Raw genomic sequence first — 15133 nt, forward strand, 5'->3', positions numbered from 1 at the left:
ACCGGACGAGGGTGACGGGAGCACGGCGCAGGCACCAGGATGAGTCACATGCCAGAGAGTTCCCGCAGCCACCTGCCCCGTCAGGTCGCCGACGCCTTCGTCGACGACTTCATCGCCCTCGACCCGATCACCGGCACCCACCTGGGCGTCCGGGAGAGCGCCGGACGCCTCCCCGACTTCTCGCCCGAAGGCCAGGAGGCCGTGGCCGAGCTCGCCCGCCGGACCCTCGCCCTGCTCGACGAGGCCGAGCGGACCCCGGGCGCGGACAGCGACGCCGAGCGACGCTGTGCCCGCCTGCTCCGGGAGCGGCTCACCGCCGAACTGGCCGTGCACGAGGCCGACGAGGGCCTGTGCGCGGTCAGCAACATGCGCTCGCCGGTGCACAGCGTCCGGATCGCGTTCACCGTGATGCCGACCGAGACCGAGGACGACTGGACGGCCGTCGCGCAGCGGATGCGGGCCGTCCCGGCCGCCCTGGAGGGCTACCGGGCCTCGCTCGCGCGCGGTCTGGAGCGCAAGCTCTACGGCGGGCCGCGCGCCACCGCCACCTTCGTCGACCAGCTCGCCGAATGGGCGGGCCATGACGGCGGGCCGGGCTGGTTCGAGCAGTACGCCGCCGAGCGCCCGGACTCCCTGCCGGCGGAGCTGCGCACCGAGCTCGCCGCGGCCGCCGCGGAGGCGAGCGCCGCCCTCGCCGCGCTGCGGGACTGGATGCGCGACGTGTACGCCCCCGCCGTCGCGGGCGCCCCCGACACCGTGGGCCGCGAGCGCTACCGGCGCTGGAGCCGCTACTTCAACGGCACCGACCTGGACCTCGACCAGGCGTACGCGTACGGCTGGGCCGAGTACCACCGGCTGCGCGCCGAGATGGTGACCGAGGCCGACCGGATCCTGCCCGGCTCCGACCCGTGGCAGGCCCTCGCCCACCTCGACGAGCACGGCACCCACATCGAGGGCGTCGACGAGGTCCGCGAGTGGCTCCAGCGGCTCATGGACGAGGCGATCGACGCGCTGGACGGCACCCACTTCGAACTCGCCGAGCGGGTGCGGAAGGTGGAGTCCCACATCGCCCCGGCGGGCGGCGCCGCCGCCCCGTACTACACCGGCCCTTCCGAGGACTTCTCGCGCCCCGGCCGGACCTGGCTGCCGGTCGACGGGCAGACCCGCTTCCCGGTCTACGACCTGGTGTCGACCTGGTACCACGAGGGCGTCCCCGGGCACCACCTCCAGATCGCGCAGTGGGCGCACGTCGCCGACCGCCTCTCCCGCTACCAGGCCACCATCGGCATGGTCAGCGCCAACGCCGAGGGCTGGGCGCTGTACGCGGAGCGGCTGATGGACGAGCTCGGCTTCCTGCCGGACGCGGAGCGCCGGCTCGGCTACCTGGACGCGCAGATGATGCGGGCCTGCCGGGTGATCGTGGACATCGGCATGCACCTGGAGCTGGAGATCCCGGCGGACTCGCCGTTCCACCCGGGCGAGCGGTGGACGCCGGACCTGGCGCAGGAGTTCTTCCAGGCGCACAGCAGCCGGCCGCCGGCGTTCGTGGAGAGCGAGCTGACCCGCTACCTGTCGATGCCGGGCCAGGCGATCGGCTACAAGCTGGGCGAGCGGGCGTGGCTACTCGGCCGCGAGCGGGCCCGCGAGGCGCACGGCGAGGCCTTCGACGCCAAGGCATGGCACATGGCCGCGCTGAGCCAGGGGCCGCTGGGCCTGGACGATCTGGTGGACGAGATCTCCCGGCTCTGACCGGAACCCGCGGGAGGTTTCCCCGGTGGTCGGCTTGATCCGCCGGGGAAACCCCTGTTGGCTCTGATGCCATGAACGGTCCCACGCACGACTACACGCCGGACGCCACCGACTGGCGGATCCTCGACGCCCTCCAGGCCCAGGGCCGGGCCAGCTACGCCGATCTCGCCCGCGCCGTCTCGATGTCGCCCTCGGCGGTGACCGAGCGGGTGCGGCGCCTGGAGGACGCCGGGGTGATCACCGGCTACACCGCCGTGGTCGACCACGAGCGGCTCGGCCTTCCGATCCTCGCCTTCGTACGGCTCCGCTACCCCACCGGCAACTACAAGCCCTTCCACGACCTGGTCGCCGTCACCCCGGAGGTCCTGGAGGCGCACCACGTCACCGGCGACGACTGCTTCGTGATCAAGGTCGCCGCCCGGTCGATGCGCCACCTGGAGGAGATCTCCGGGAAGATCGGCACGCTCGGTTCGGTGACGACCAGCGTCGTCTACTCCTCGCCGCTCCCCCGCCGCTCCGTCAGCCGCTGAGCCCGTCCCCGCCGGCGCGCAGGCGCACCGAGGAGCCGTGCCGGTCCTTGGCGACCTCCAGCTGGGCGGGGATCCGGCGGCGCAGGTCGGCGACGTGGCTGACGATGCCCACGCTCCGGTCCCGTTCGCGCAGCGAGTCCAGGACGTCGAGGACCTCGTCGAGGGTCTGGTCGTCGAGGCTGCCGAAGCCCTCGTCGATGAAGAGGGTGTCGAGGCGGACCCCGCCGGCCTCGTCGGTGACGACGTCGGCGAGACCGAGCGCGAGGGCGAGCGAGGCGAAGAAGGTCTCGCCGCCCGAGAGGGTGGCCGTGTCGCGTTCGTTGCCGGTCCAGGCGTCGACGACGTGGAGTCCGAGACCGCTGCGGCGGGTGCCCGCGCGCGCGTCGGAGTGGACGAGGGTGTAACGCCCCGAGGACATCCGCTGGAGGCGGGCGGAGGCGGCCGCCGCGACCTGTTCGAGCCGGGCGGCGAGGACGTACGACTCCAGGCGCATGCGGCGCTCGTTCTCGGCGGAGGTGCCGGCGGTGAGCCCGGCGAGCCGGGCGATCCGGTCGTGCTCGGTCCGCAGCGGGCCCAGGCGGCGCACCTCGGCCTCCGCCTGGCGGGCCAGGGCGGCGAGCCCGGTGGCGCGTTCGCGGGCCGCGGTGAGCGCGGCGCCCGCGGCGCGCAGGGCGCGCTCGGCCGCCGCGTGGGCGGCCTCGGCCCCGGCCGGGTCGACGGGCGGCAGCGCGGCGGCCTCGGCGACACCGGGTTCGGCGAGCCGGTCGGCGACGGTGGCGGCCTCGGCCTGCCAGACGTCGAGCCGGTGCTGGCAGGAGCGGCGGCGGTGCTCGTCGAGGAGGGCGGCGGCGGCCTCGCCGGGGGTGGTGAAACCGGCCCGGTAGGCGGCGTCGGCGAGGTGGGCGTCCGCCTTCTTCAGGCGGTCGGCGGCGAGTTCCTCGGCGCGTACGGCTCCGGCGGCGCCGACCAGGAGGGCGATGCGGCGCTCCAGGAGCCCGGCGTGTTCGGCCACGGTGGCGAACGCGCCGCGACCCCGCGCCAGCTCCTCGGCGAGCGCGGCCCGCTGCCGTTCGAGGCCTTCGCGGTGGGAGGTGCGGGCGGCGACGCGCCGCTCCGCGTCCCGTTGGGCGGCGACCCGCTCCTCGTGCTCGCGCTCGGCCCGGGCGAGCGCCTCGCGCGCCGCGTGGGTGCGGCCGGCGAGCGCGTACGCCTCCGCGTGACGGGCGGTCAGTTCCGCAGCCTCGTCGGCGAGTTCGACGACGGTCGGCTGGTCTTCCGAGGCTCCGGAGGCGGCCAGGGAGCGCACCTCGTCGCGGGCCGCGGCGAGCGCCTCGCGGGTGCCGGCGAGCGACCGCTCGGCGGCCCGGCCGCGCTCGTCGGCCTCGGTGTAGCGGGCGTACGCGGCCTCCTCGGCGGCCCGGTCGACGTGGTCGGCCGTGGGGGCGGTGGGGGCGGGATGGCTGGTGGAGCCGCACACCTGGCACGGGTCGCCGTCGGTGAGGGTGGCGGCGAGTTCGGCGGCGATGCCGCGCAGCCGGCGGGACTTGAGGTCGAGCCAGGTCTCGTGGGCCGCGTTGCGGCCCTCGCGGGCGGTCGCGTACCGCTCCTCGGCCCGGGCCAGGTCCTCGGCGAGGCCGTCGCGGCGGCGGGCGGCGGCGAGCCGGAGGCGGAGGGGTTCCAGCCGGCCGGCGAGCTGCTCGGCGCGGGTGACGGCCTCCTGCGCGGAGTCGACGGCCCGCTGGAGCGCGGCGCGCCGCGGCTCCCAGTCGGCGAGCCAGCCGGCCGCCTCCTGGAGGGCCTCCTCGTCGGCGCGGGCCTCCCGGTCGAGGAGGACGCGCTCGGCGGCGAGTTCGGCGGCGCGGCTCTCGGCGCGGCGGGCGGCGGCGAGCCCGCCGAGCTCCTCGCGGAGCCGGTTCTCCAGGGTGGAGAGGCGCTCGGCCGGCGACTCGGCGAGCTCGGGGGGCAGTTCGGCGCGGGCCGCGTCACGGTCGGCGAGCGCCCCGGCGTGTTCGCGGGCGGCCTCCTGGCGCAGGGCGAGCGCGGGGGCCACCCGGTCGGCCTTGAGGGCGAGGTCGAGGGCGTGCCGGTCCCGGTCCCGCTCCGGAACGCGGGCGGTGAGCGCCTCCCGGCGGCGCACCGCCTCGGCGTGCCGGGCCTGCCGGGCGGCGAGGTCGCGGGCCTCCGCGGCGGCGGCGCGGGCGAGGCCCTCGGCGCCCTCGGCGGCGGCGAGGCGTACGCCGGCGATGTCGGCGGCCTCGCGGGCCTCGGTGCGGGCGACGGCGCCCCAGCCGAGGACGGCGTCGGCGAGGCCCGGCTCGCCCGGCTTGCCGTCGACGGGGGTGCGCGCGGCGGGGAGCCCCCCGGCGGCCTGGGCCATGCGGTGGGCGAGGGCGAGGAGGCGGGCGTCGCCCTCCTCGACCCGGTGGGCGGCGGCGCGGCGGAGCTCGGCGAGGCGCTCCTCGACGGCGGCGAAGCGACGGGTGTCGAAGAGGCGGCCGAGCAGCTTGCCGCGGGCCTCGGCGTCGGCGCGCAGGAAGCGGGCGAAGTCACCCTGCGGGAGCAGCACCACCTGGCAGAACTGGTCGCGGCTCATGCCGAGGAGCTGGGTGATCTCCTCGCCGATCTCCTGGTGGGACCTGGAGAGCCCGGTCCACGCGCGCGTGGCGGGGTCGTACTCGCGCAGGGTGCTCTGCGCCTTCTCCGTGGTGAAGCCGCCGCCGCGCTTCTTGGGGCGCGGCTGGGCGGGGCTGCGCCGGATCTCCAGGCGCCGGCCGCCGACGGTGAGGTCGAGCAGCACCTCGGTGAGGGTGTCCACGGGCGCGTGGTCGCTGCGGAGGGTGGATCCGGAGGTCTGGCGGGCCCCGGGCACGCTCCCGTACAGGGCGAAGCAGACCGCGTCGAGGACGGAGGTCTTGCCCGCGCCGGTGGGTCCGTGGAGGAGGAAGAGCCCGGCGGCGGACAGGGCGTCGAAGTCGACGGTCTGGGTGGTCCCGAAGGGGCCGAAGGCGGTGATCTCCAGCCGGTGCAGCCTCATCGTCCGGCCTCCCGCTCGGTGGTGGCCGCCTCGACGCGGACGTCGTCGAAGGCGCCGTACAGCACGGTCCGTTCGGCCGCGTCGAGGGCGCCGCCGGCCCGGACGTGGCTCACGAAGTCCTCCGCGATCTGCTGGTCGCTGCGGCCGCGGAGCCGCTGGGCGTAGGAGGCGAGCGAGTCGGCGTCGGCGCGCTCGGGGTCGAAGACGAGGCTGAGGGTGTGCGGGAAGCGTGCGGTGAGGCGGGCCATCGGATCGTGGGGCCGGACGGCGTCGGTGAGGGTGGCCTCGATCCAGGAGTCCGCGTGCCGCTCGTGCGCGGGGTCGTCGAGCAGCTCGTCGAGCCGGCCCCGGAGCCGGGCGAGGGGACGGGGCACCGGGCAGTCGACCCGCTCGGCGGCGGCGATCGCGCCGTCGCCGTCCAGGTCGACCAGCCACATGGTCTTGCAGTGATCGGCCTCGGAGAAGGAGTAGGCGAGCGGCGAACCGGAGTAGCGCACCCGCGGGGTGAGCGTCTGGGAGCCGTGGAGGTGGCCGAGCGCCACGTAGTCGACGCCGTCGAAGACGGCGGCGGGGACGGCCGCGACGCCGCCGACGGTGATGTCGCGCTCGCTGTCGCTGGGCGCGCCGCCCGCGACGAAGGCGTGCGCGAGGACGACGGAGCGCGTCCCCTCGGCGCGGCCGGCGAGGTCCGCGCGGACCCGGTCCATGGCCGCGGCCAGCACCGCCTCGTGCCCGGACCTCGCCGCGCCGAGCTGCTCCCTGACGAGCGCGGGCTCCAGGTACGGCAGGCCGTACAGGGCGACCTCGCCGTGGGCGTCCGCGAGGACGACGGGGGTGCCGATGCCGGCCGGGTCGGTCCGCAGGTGGACGCCCGCGCGGCCGAGCAGCCCGGCGCCGACGCCGAGGCGGCGGGCCGAGTCGTGGTTGCCGGAGATCATGACCGTCGGCACGCCGGCCTCGGCGAGGCGGTGCAACGCCCGGTCGAACAGCTCGACGGCGGGCAGCGGCGGCACGGCCCGGTCGTAGACGTCCCCGGCGACGAGGACGGCGTCCACCTCGCGGTCACGGACGGTGGCGACGAGGTGGTCCAGGAAGGCAGCCTGGGCGTCGAGCAGGCCGACGCGGTGGAAGGACCGGCCGAGGTGCCAGTCCGAGGTGTGCAGGAACCTCACGTCGTCGTCCCACCCCGCATGCGCGTGCTGCTCCTCGCCCCTGGCTGTTGGATCCAAGATTCTGGATCCAGGATCTTGTGTCGCGGCTACCGGATATCGGATCCGGGATCCGGAGTTTGTGTCCTGGATGTTGGATCCAAGATTCTGGATCCAGAATTCTTGCGCCCGGATCCCGGATCCCGGATCCCGGATCCCGGATTCTGGATCCCGGATTCTGGATTCTGGATCCGTTCCTGTGTCGTCCGCCCACCACGCTAACCCGACGGGGATGGTGGCCGGGGCCACACCGGGGAGTTACCAGGGGGAAGCGGGCTCAGGCGTCGCCGTACGCCTCGCCGCCGAGTTCCACGGTGGCCGTGCCGGCCGTCACGTCGGCGAGCCAGGCCCGGAAGGCGGGCACGTCGGCGTCGGGGAGGCCGATCTCGATGGTGACGGCCTCGGCGTAGCGCACCTCGCGCACGGCGCGGCCGGTGGAGCGGAGGTCGTTCTCCAGCTTGCCGGCGCGCTGGTGGTCGACGGTGACGGTGGCGAGCCGGAAGCGCTGCCGGGTGATGGTGCCGAGTGCGTCGAGGGCCTCGCCGACGACGCCGCCGTAGGCGCGGATGAGGCCGCCCGCGCCGAGTTTCACACCGCCGTAGTAGCGGGTGACGACGGCGGCGACGTACCGCATCTCGCGGCGCAGCAGCATCTGGAGCATGGGGACGCCGGCGGTACCGCCCGGTTCGCCGTCGTCGCTGGCCTTCTGTACGGAGGCGTCGGCGCCGAGCACGTAGGCGAAGCAGTTGTGGGTGGCCGTCGGGTGCTCACGGCGGATCCGGGCGACGAACTCCTGTGCCTCGTGCTCGTCGGCGACCGGCGCGAGCGCGCAGAGGAAGCGCGAGCGGTTGATCTCGGTCTCGTGGACGCCCTCGTGGGCCAGCGTGCGGTACTGCTCCTGCATCCCGCCAGCCTACGTGCCGTACGGGTCCCGGTCGGCGCCGCCCGGTCCCGGGGGTCCCACGGCGGGCGGGGCGGCACCCGACGCGTCGGGGAGGCCGGCGAAGGGGAGGGCGCGCAGGGCGAGGGCCCAGCCGAGGCGGGCCTCGCCGGATTCGGCGGAGCGGCCGGTGAGCTCGGCGACGCGGCCGACGCGGTTCAGGACGGTGTTGCGGTGGCAGTAGAGGAGTTCGGCCGCGCGGGAGGCGGAGCAGCCGTGGTCGAGCCAGACGCGGAGGGTGGTGAGGAGCCCGGTGCGCTCGCCGCCGGTGGCGAGGACGGGCCCGAGGTGGACGGTGACGATCCGCTCGGCGATGTCGGGGCGGCCGCCGAGCAGGATCTCGGTGAGGCGGTCGTCGAAGACGGCGGCCTCGCCGCTGCCTGCGGGGAGGGTGCGGAGGGTCTGTTCGGCGAGCCGGAGGGCGCGGCCCGCCTGGGAGAGGCGTTCGAACTCGGGCGAGACGCCGGCGGTGGCGCCGGTGCGTTCGCGCAGCGCGTCGAGGAGCCGGAGCAGCGCCGGGTCGGGCCGGGCGCCGGGCGGGGCCGGGGGCCGGCCGGCGGGGGCGTCGCGGCGCGGGAGACGCACGACGCCGGCGTACCGGCCGGAGCGCGGGCGCCAGAACGACCAGAGCCCCTGGGCCTCCAGGACGGGCGCGGGCTGCGGCGGCGCGGCCGGGTCCTGGGTGGCGACCACGACGACGTACCGGTCCTGGGCGGGCACGCCGAGGGCGGCGGCCGCCGCGGCCGCGACGGTGGGGTCGTCGGCGCGGCCGTCGAGCAGCGCGTCGAAGAGCGCGGCCCGACGGGTGTCCCGCTGGTTCTGGAGCTCCAGCTGCGCGAGCCGGTAGGCGTCGGCCATCGCGACCGAGTAGCGGTCGATGGTCTCCCAGACGGCGCCGGCGACGTCGAGCTCCAGGTCACGGCTGTCCGCCTCGCGGCCGGCCCTGGTACGCAGGTGCTCGGCCATCACCTGCCACAGGACCCGGCCGCCGCGCCGGTACGCCTGGAGGACGATGTCCAGCGGGACGCCCTGTTCGGCGCGGCGGCGGCCGGTCTCGCGGGCGGCGCCCTCGAAGTCTCCGCCGGTCGGGGCGAGGCCGCCGAAGTCCTCCAGGGCGCGCAGCAGGTTGTCCCGGCAGATCCCCCACAGGTCCGCGCGGGTGACGGGGTCGCCGGCGGCGTAGGTGCCGGAGTGGGCGCGGATGTCCTCGACGGCCCGGTCGGTGAGCCGGTCGACGTCGGCGAGGAGCGCGGCGGCGAGGGAGCGGCGGAGCGCGCCGGAGCCGCCGGCCGAGTCCAGCCGGGTGTGCGCGCCGGAGCCACCGGCCGAGCCGGGCCGGGCGGGCGCTCCCGGCGCTCCCGGCGCTCCCGGCGCTCCCGGCGCTCCCGGCGCTCCCGGCACGGCCTGCGCGGCCTGCGCGGCCTGCGCGGCCTGCGGGTCGGCCGGACGGCCGGGTCTCGGACCGGAGGCTCCCGGCTTTCCGGGGCCTCCCGGGGCTCCGGGGCCTCCCGGGGCTCCGGGGCCTCCCGGGGCTCCAGAGGCTCCTGGGGCTCCTGGGGCTCCTGGGGCTCCGGAGGCACCGGAGGCACCGGAGGCACCGGAGGCACCGGAGGCACCGGAGGCACCGGAGGCACCGGAAGCTCCTGAGGCACCAGAGGCCCCAGAGGCTCCTGGCGCTCCTCCTCGGGTTCCGGGGGCTCCGGGCGGGCTGGACATCATGGCCCGCACCGTAACGCCGTGGTTTGGCGATTGCCACGCCCGGATGGCGGCCGGGTGGCCGATGCCCAGCTCGGATCGCCGCATGGTGGGCGTCTGCACATGGTGCGGGGGTGGTCCGGCGATCGATTCTGGGCCGTGTCACGGAATGTTGACATCGCCGTCAACTCCACGTCTTGGGAGCGTGTCATGTCACTGAGCGTCGCCGGCGTCCTGGGCGAGTCCGCCCGCCACTTCCCCGACCGGATCGCCGTCGTCGAGGGCGCGAGCCGGTTCACCTACCGCGAGCTGTGGGACGCGGCGCTGCGCTGCGCCGCCGGGCTGCGCGAGGCGGGGGTGAAGCCGGGCGACCGGGTGGCGGTGCTGCTGCCGAACACCGTCGAGTTCCTGCGCGTCTACTACGGCGCGCTCGCCGCGGGCGCCACGGTCGTGCCGGTGCACGCGCTGCTCGTCGCCGACGAGGTGCGCTTCGTCCTCGAACACAGCGGGGCGACGGCGATCGTGAGCGGCGGGCCGCTCTGGGCGGTCGCCGACGAGGCGGCGCGGGCGGCCGGGGTGCGGGCCTTCCAGGGCGCGCCGTCGGCGCCGGGACCGCTGGCCGCGGCGGAGCCCGCCGAGCCGTCCGACACGGCGGTGATCCTCTACACGAGCGGCACCACGGGCCGTCCCAAGGGCGCCTGCCTCACCCATCTCAACATCGTCATGAACGCGGCCGTCACCGCGCAGGACCTGCTCGGTCTCGGCGCGGACGACGTCGTCCTCGGCTGTCTGCCGCTCTTCCACAGCTACGGGCAGACGTGCGCGATGAACGGGTCGCTGCGCCAGGGCGCCACGCTGGTGCTGCTGCCGAGGTTCAGCGGCCCCGCGGCCCTCGACGTGATCACCGACGAGGGCGTGACGGTGTTCATGGGCGTGCCGACGATGTACCACGCGCTGGTGGAGGCGGCGGCCTCCTCGGAGCGGCGTCCGGAGGCGCTGCGGGCGGCGGTCTCCGGGGGCGCGGCGCTGCCGGTCGCGGTCCTGGAGCGTTTCGAGGAGACCTTCGGGACGCAGGTCCTGGAGGGGTACGGCCTGACGGAGACCTCGCCGGTGGCGACGTTCAACCAGCCGCACCTGGGGCGGCGGCCCGGCACGGTGGGGCATCCGGTGTGGGGCGTGGAGGTCGGGGTGGCCGACGCGGCCGCCGAGGACGCGATCCGGCTGCTGCCGGACGGGACGGTCGGCGAGGTGGTGGTGCGGGGGCACAACGTCTTCGCCGGGTACCTCGACGATCCCGCGGCGACGGCGGCGGCGGTCGTGGACGGCTGGTTCCGCACCGGCGACCTGGGGGTCCGCGACGAGGACGGCTTCCTGCGGATCGTGGACCGGAAGAAGGACCTGGTGATCCGGGGCGGGTTCAACATCTATCCGCGCGAGGTCGAGGAGGTCCTGGTCCGGCATCCGTCGGTGTCCGAGGTCGCCGTGATCGGGGTGCCCGACGAGGCGAAGGGCGAGGAGGTGTGCGCGGTGGTGGTCCGGCGCGAGGGCGTCCCCGTCACGGAGGCGGAGCTGGTCGACTGGGCGCGGGAGCGGCTCGGCCGCCACAAGTACCCGCGCCTCGTCCGCTTCGTCGACGCCCTGCCCCTGGGCCCGACCGGCAAGGTCCTCAAGCGCGCCCTCGTGGAGCCCCGGCCGTGACGGCGCCGGAGGCGGCGCCCGAGGCGGTGCTCGCGGCCGGGCGGGTGCGGGGCGCGTTCGTGGCCGACGGGGTGGCCCGCTTCCTCGGAGTGCCGTACGCGCGGGCGCCGTTCGGGGCGCTGCGGTTCCGTGCCCCGGAGCCCGTGGAGCCGTGGGAGGGGGTGCGGACGGCGACGGAGTTCGGGCCGACCGCACCGAAACGGCCCTATGCCCCGCCGCTGGACGCGCTGTTGCCGGACCCGGCGGTCGAGGGCGACGACTGCCTCAACGTCAACGTCTGGGCGCCCTGGAACCCCGAATCCGAAGCCGAAGCCGAAGCCGGGCCCCGGACCGGTCGGCCGGTGATGGTGTGGATCCACGGCGGTTCGCTGCTCCACGGCTCCAACGCCGTCCCCGTCTACGACGGCTCCGCGTTCGCGCGCGACGGCGTGGTCCTCGTCTCCGTCAACTACCGGCTCGGCGTCGAGGGGTTCGGGGTCTTCCCGGACGCACCGGCCAACCTCGGTCTGCGCGACCAGCTCGCCGCCCTCGCCTGGGTGCGGGAGAACATCGCGGCCTTCGGGGGCGATCCGGAGCGGGTGACGGTCTTCGGGGAGTCGGCGGGCGCGATCTCGATCGCGGCGCTGCTCGCCTCGCCGCTCGCGCGCGGACTGTTCCGGCGGGCGGTCGTGCAGAGCGGGGCGCCCATGGCGCTGCCGGTGGAGCGGGCGCGGCGGACGACCGAGGCGGTGGCGAAGCGTCTCGGGGTCCCGGCGACGGCGGAGGCGTTCGCCGCGGTGGACCGGGAGCGCCTGCTGACGGCGCAGACGGAGGTGACGGCGAAGGGCTCGCCGCTGACCGGTGGCGGGCACTCCTTCCAGCTCGTGGTGGACGGCGAGGTGCTGCCGCGCGATCCGGCGGAGGCGCTGCTCGCCGGCGGGCCGGGCACGGCCTCCGGCGAGGTCGACCTGCTGCTCGGGACGACGGCGGAGGAGTACCGGCTCTGGTTCGTGCCGAGCGGCCTCGTGGAGCGGCTGTCGCCGCTCACGCTGCGGCTGGCGTTGTGGAAGACGCGGGTGCCGTCGCGGACGGCGCGGGTCTACCGGGCGAACCGGCCGGGGGCCAGGCCGGGCGAGGTCCTGGGCGCGCTGGCCACCGACAAGCTGCTGCGGGTGCCGTTGAACCGGCTCGCCGACGCGCGGCTGGGGTCGGGGGCGGCGGGGCGGACGTACCTGTACGAGTTCGGCTGGCGGTCGCCGGTGCTCGGCCTCGGCGCCTGCCACGCCCTGGAGCTCGGCTTCGTCTTCGACACCCTGGACACCCCGGAGGCGCGGGCGCTGACCGGTCCGGACGCGCCGCGCGCGCTGGCGGCGGCGATGCACGCGGCCTGGGTGGCGTTCGCGGCCGACGGCGATCCGGGGTGGCGGGCGTGGGACGCGGAGCGGCCGGTGCTGGCCTTCGGCCCGGGCCGTCCGTCCCTGGTCCTGGCCCCCCGGGAGGACGAACGGCGCGCCTGGGACGGCTGAACCGCCCGCCGCGCCCCCTCCTGGTCCGGTGCGGGAAGGTTCCGGGGGCGCGGCGGGTTCGTACGGAGGACGGGGCAAGGCCCGTACGGAACGAGGGAAGGCATCAGGGATGAGCGTCGACACCACGATCACCGAGGCTGCGGAGCGCTCCGAGGAGGAGATCGTCCGCCGGATCCTGACGGGCACGGGCGACACCTGGGCGATCGTGGGCCTCTCCGCGAACCGGGAGCGCGCCGCGTACGGGGTGGCGGCCGTGCTCCAGCGCTTCGGCAAGCGGATCGTGCCGGTCCACCCGAAGGCGGAGACGGTCCACGGGGAGCGGGGCTACGCCTCCCTCGCCGACATCCCGTTCCCGGTCGACGTCGTGGACGTCTTCGTCAACAGTTCCCTGGCCGGCGCGGTCGCCGACGAGGCGCGGGAGGCCGGCGCGAAGGCGGTCTGGTTCCAGCTGGGCGTCGTCGACGAGGCCGCGTACGCCCGCACGACGGAGGCGGGCCTGGACATGGTGATGGACCGCTGCCCCGCGATCGAGATCCCCCGCCTGGGCTGAGGCGCCACGCCGCGAACGGCGCGCCGCCGACGGACCGTCACGCCGCGGGCCGGCCGAGCCCTTCCAGGACGACGGCGTTCGGGAGCTGGGCGAAGGCCTTGCCCGGGAGGATGAGCTTTCCCCGGCGGCGGCCGCTGCCGACGAGCACCCAGGGGGTGTCGACGACGGCGGCGTCCACGAGGAGGGGCCACGCGGCGGGCAGGCCGACGGGGGTGATGCCGCCGTACTCCATGCCGCTGTCGCCGGTGGCGGTCTCCATCGGCGCGAAGCTCACCTTGCGGGCGCCGAGTTCCTTGCGGACGACGCCGTTGACGTCGACGCGGTGGGCGGACTTCACCAGGCACGCGGCGAGCGTCGTCGTCTCGCCGCGCTTCCCCGCCACGACGACGCAGTTCGCGGACTCGTCCAGGAGCGACGGGCCGTAGTGCTCCACGAAGACGGCGGTGTCGGCGATCGCCGGGTCGGTGTCGACGTAGAGGATCTGCTCGGCGGGGACGGGTCCGGTCCAGGCGCGGACGGCCGCGGCGACGGGAGGCGTGAGGAGCTCCGTGCAGTCGGGGGCGGGCAGGGCGTCGTCGAAGTCTCCGATGGGTGCGCGCATGCGCGCCACGCTAGCGGCTCGCGCCCGCCGCCCGGCCGGCCGGCCGTCTCAGCGTTCGGCCGTCTCAGCGTACGGGCGGCACCGAGACGGCCATGGTCAGCTCGACGGTCTCGTCGCCGTCGTTGCGGTACGTGTGCGGGGCCGAGGCCTCGAAGACGGCGGAGGTGCCGGCGGGGACGGCGTGCTCGACGCCGTCGACGACGAGGGTGAGCACGCCGGCGGTGACGTGGAGCAGCTCGGTGGTGCCCGGCGGGTGCGGGTCGGAGGAGCTGCCCTCGCCGGACACGAGGGACCAGGACCAGAGCTCCAGGGGGCCGCGGGCCTCGGTGCCGGCGAGCAGGGTGGTGTGGCTGCCGGCCGGGGTGGACCACATGCGGACGGCCTGTTCCGGCGGCACGAGCCGGACGTGGGTGCCCTGCTCGTGGTCGAGGAGGGTGGTGATGGAGACGCCGAGGGCGTCGGCCAGCTTCACGGTGGTGCCGACGCTCGGGTTGGTGCGGGCCTGCTCGATCTGGATGATCATGCCGCGACTGACGCCGGCGCGGGCGGCGAGCGCGTCCAGGGTGAAGCCCCGTTCCTTGCGCCAGCGCTTGAGGTTGCGGGCGAGCGACTGGGTCAGCTGGTCCAGGTCCGACACATTCCGTCCAATATTCTTGATGGCAGAGTTCAATACACTGCACTACGGTGAAGCGCACCCGATCGTGCACTGCACTGTACTGCCCCGGCCACGCCCGTACCTGCCTGCGAGGACCCCCATGACCGCCGTGTTCGCCCTGGCCACCGCCCTCCTCTGGGGCCTCGCCGACTTCGGGGGCGGACTGCTCACCCGGCGCATACCGGCCCTCACCGTCGTCGTGGTCTCGCAGGTGCTCGCGGTGCTCGTCCTCGGCGTGGTCGTCCTCGCGACGGGCGCCTGGACCGAGGCGGGCCCCGGCCTCTGGTACGCGGTCGCCGCCGGTGTCGTCGGCCCCGCCGCGATGCTCGCCTTCTACAAGGCCCTCGCGCTCGGCCCGATGGGGGTCGTCTCGCCGCTCGGCTCGATCGGCGTGGTCGTCCCCGTCACCGTGGGCCTCGTCCTCGGCGACCGGCCCGGCCTGTTCCAGGTCGGCGGCATCGTCGCCGCCATCGTGGGCATCGTCCTGGCCGGCGGCCCCGAGCTGCGCGGCGCCCCCGTCCAGCGGCAGGCCATCGCCCTCACGCTCTTCGCCGCCTTCGGCTTCGGTGCCGTCATGGCGCTCATCGCCGAGGCCTCCACCACGGTCACCGGCCTCTTCCTCGCGCTCTTCGTGCAGCGCGTCACCAACGTCGCCGTCGGCGGCGGCGCGCTGTACCTCTCCGTGCGGCGCGGCGGCCGGGCGCTGCCCGAGGGGGGCTTCCGGGTGATCCTCGGCGCGCTGCCGGCGCTCGCCTTCGTGGGCCTGGCCGACGTCGCCGCCAACGGCACGTACGCGCTCGCCGCGCAGCGCGGCCCGGTCCTGGTGGCCGCCGTGCTCGCGAGTCTCTACCCGGTGGTGACCGCGCTCGCCGCCTTCGGCGTGCTCCGCGAGCGGCTGCGCGCGGTCCAGGCGGCGGGGGCGGGGCTCGCGCTCGTCGGCACGGTCCTCATCGCGAGCGGCTGACCCG

12 protein-coding genes are annotated in these 15133 nt (G+C 75.7%); 6 read left to right on the forward strand and 6 right to left on the reverse strand.

Annotation, left to right across the window (positions count from 1 at the left end; genetic code table 11):
- Positions 1-39 precede the first annotated feature (39 nt).
- Positions 40-1749: a DUF885 domain-containing protein gene (locus tag ABZ621_RS21455; RefSeq protein ID WP_360606806.1), complete on the forward strand. Its 1710-nt coding sequence runs from the start codon at positions 40-42 to the stop codon at positions 1747-1749.
- Between the two features lie 71 nt (positions 1750-1820).
- Complete coding sequence (locus ABZ621_RS21460; RefSeq protein WP_360606808.1) at positions 1821-2279, forward strand: Lrp/AsnC family transcriptional regulator; 459 nt, start codon at positions 1821-1823, stop codon at positions 2277-2279.
- On the opposite strand, the gene ABZ621_RS21465 is transcribed toward ABZ621_RS21460, so the two are convergent.
- The 4 genes from ABZ621_RS21465 to ABZ621_RS21480 all read right to left on the reverse strand — a co-directional run bounded on the left by ABZ621_RS21465 (position 2269) and on the right by ABZ621_RS21480 (position 8862).
- Positions 2269-5313 (reverse strand): SMC family ATPase, encoded by a 3045-nt coding sequence (locus ABZ621_RS21465; RefSeq protein ID WP_360606810.1) that lies wholly within the window; start codon positions 5311-5313, stop codon positions 2269-2271. The genes ABZ621_RS21460 and ABZ621_RS21465 overlap by 11 nt on opposite strands.
- Positions 5310-6485 carry an exonuclease SbcCD subunit D gene (locus ABZ621_RS21470; RefSeq protein ID WP_360606812.1) on the reverse strand — a complete coding sequence of 392 codons (1176 nt, stop codon included), beginning with the start codon at positions 6483-6485 and terminating at the stop codon, positions 5310-5312. Before ABZ621_RS21470 ends, ABZ621_RS21465 begins: the two co-directional genes overlap by 4 nt.
- A 313-nt stretch (positions 6486-6798) precedes the next feature.
- Positions 6799-7425, reverse strand: coding sequence for a YigZ family protein (locus tag ABZ621_RS21475; protein ID WP_360606814.1), 627 nt, complete (start codon positions 7423-7425; stop codon positions 6799-6801).
- 9 nt (positions 7426-7434) lie between these two features.
- Positions 7435-8862, reverse strand: coding sequence for a helix-turn-helix domain-containing protein (locus tag ABZ621_RS21480; protein WP_360606816.1), 1428 nt, complete (start codon positions 8860-8862; stop codon positions 7435-7437).
- A 504-nt stretch (positions 8863-9366) separates the two neighbouring features.
- Between ABZ621_RS21480 and ABZ621_RS21485 the strand changes: the two genes are divergently transcribed.
- The 3 genes from ABZ621_RS21485 (at position 9367) to ABZ621_RS21495 (ending at position 12909) form a co-directional block, all read left to right on the forward strand.
- Entirely contained in the window at positions 9367-10854 is a 1488-nt protein-coding gene (locus tag ABZ621_RS21485) for a long-chain fatty acid--CoA ligase (RefSeq protein ID WP_360606818.1), read from the forward strand.
- Positions 10851-12359, forward strand: a complete 1509-nt coding sequence (locus ABZ621_RS21490; RefSeq protein WP_360606820.1) for a carboxylesterase family protein — start codon at positions 10851-10853, stop codon at positions 12357-12359. The genes ABZ621_RS21485 and ABZ621_RS21490 overlap by 4 nt, the downstream gene beginning before the upstream one ends.
- A gap of 109 nt (positions 12360-12468) precedes the next feature.
- Positions 12469-12909, forward strand: coding sequence for a CoA-binding protein (locus ABZ621_RS21495; RefSeq protein WP_360606822.1), 441 nt, complete (start codon positions 12469-12471; stop codon positions 12907-12909).
- Between the two features lie 37 nt (positions 12910-12946).
- Here the strand turns inward: ABZ621_RS21495 and ABZ621_RS21500 are convergent, their stop codons facing one another.
- Entirely contained in the window at positions 12947-13510 is a 564-nt protein-coding gene (locus ABZ621_RS21500) for a YbaK/EbsC family protein (RefSeq protein ID WP_360606825.1), read from the reverse strand.
- A gap of 64 nt (positions 13511-13574) precedes the next feature.
- Positions 13575-14147: an XRE family transcriptional regulator gene (locus ABZ621_RS21505; RefSeq protein ID WP_360606827.1), complete on the reverse strand. Its 573-nt coding sequence runs from the start codon at positions 14145-14147 to the stop codon at positions 13575-13577.
- A 118-nt stretch (positions 14148-14265) separates the two neighbouring features.
- Between ABZ621_RS21505 and ABZ621_RS21510 the strand changes: the two genes are divergently transcribed.
- Entirely contained in the window at positions 14266-15129 is an 864-nt protein-coding gene (locus ABZ621_RS21510; RefSeq protein WP_360606830.1) for a DMT family transporter, read from the forward strand.
- The last annotated feature ends 4 nt before the right edge of the window (positions 15130-15133 follow it).

It is taken from the genome of Streptomyces sp. NPDC007863 (genome assembly GCF_040633895.1).
Lineage (GTDB): Bacteria > Actinomycetota > Actinomycetes > Streptomycetales > Streptomycetaceae > Streptomyces.

Bases quoted from the DNA above. Each gene is read 5' to 3' on its own strand.
- ABZ621_RS21455 (WP_360606806.1), top strand. From the start codon at position 40: ATGAGTCACATGCCAGAGAGTTCCCGCAGCCACCTGCCCCGTCAGGTC.
- ABZ621_RS21460 (WP_360606808.1), top strand. From the start codon at position 1,821: ATGAACGGTCCCACGCACGACTACACGCCGGACGCCACCGACTGGCGG.
- ABZ621_RS21465 (WP_360606810.1), bottom strand. From the start codon at position 5,313: ATGAGGCTGCACCGGCTGGAGATCACCGCCTTCGGCCCCTTCGGGACC.
- ABZ621_RS21475 (WP_360606814.1), bottom strand. From the start codon at position 7,425: ATGCAGGAGCAGTACCGCACGCTGGCCCACGAGGGCGTCCACGAGACC.
- ABZ621_RS21485 (WP_360606818.1), top strand. From the start codon at position 9,367: ATGTCACTGAGCGTCGCCGGCGTCCTGGGCGAGTCCGCCCGCCACTTC.
- ABZ621_RS21495 (WP_360606822.1), top strand. From the start codon at position 12,469: ATGAGCGTCGACACCACGATCACCGAGGCTGCGGAGCGCTCCGAGGAG.
- ABZ621_RS21500 (WP_360606825.1), bottom strand. From the start codon at position 13,510: ATGCGCGCACCCATCGGAGACTTCGACGACGCCCTGCCCGCCCCCGAC.
- ABZ621_RS21510 (WP_360606830.1), top strand. From the start codon at position 14,266: ATGACCGCCGTGTTCGCCCTGGCCACCGCCCTCCTCTGGGGCCTCGCC.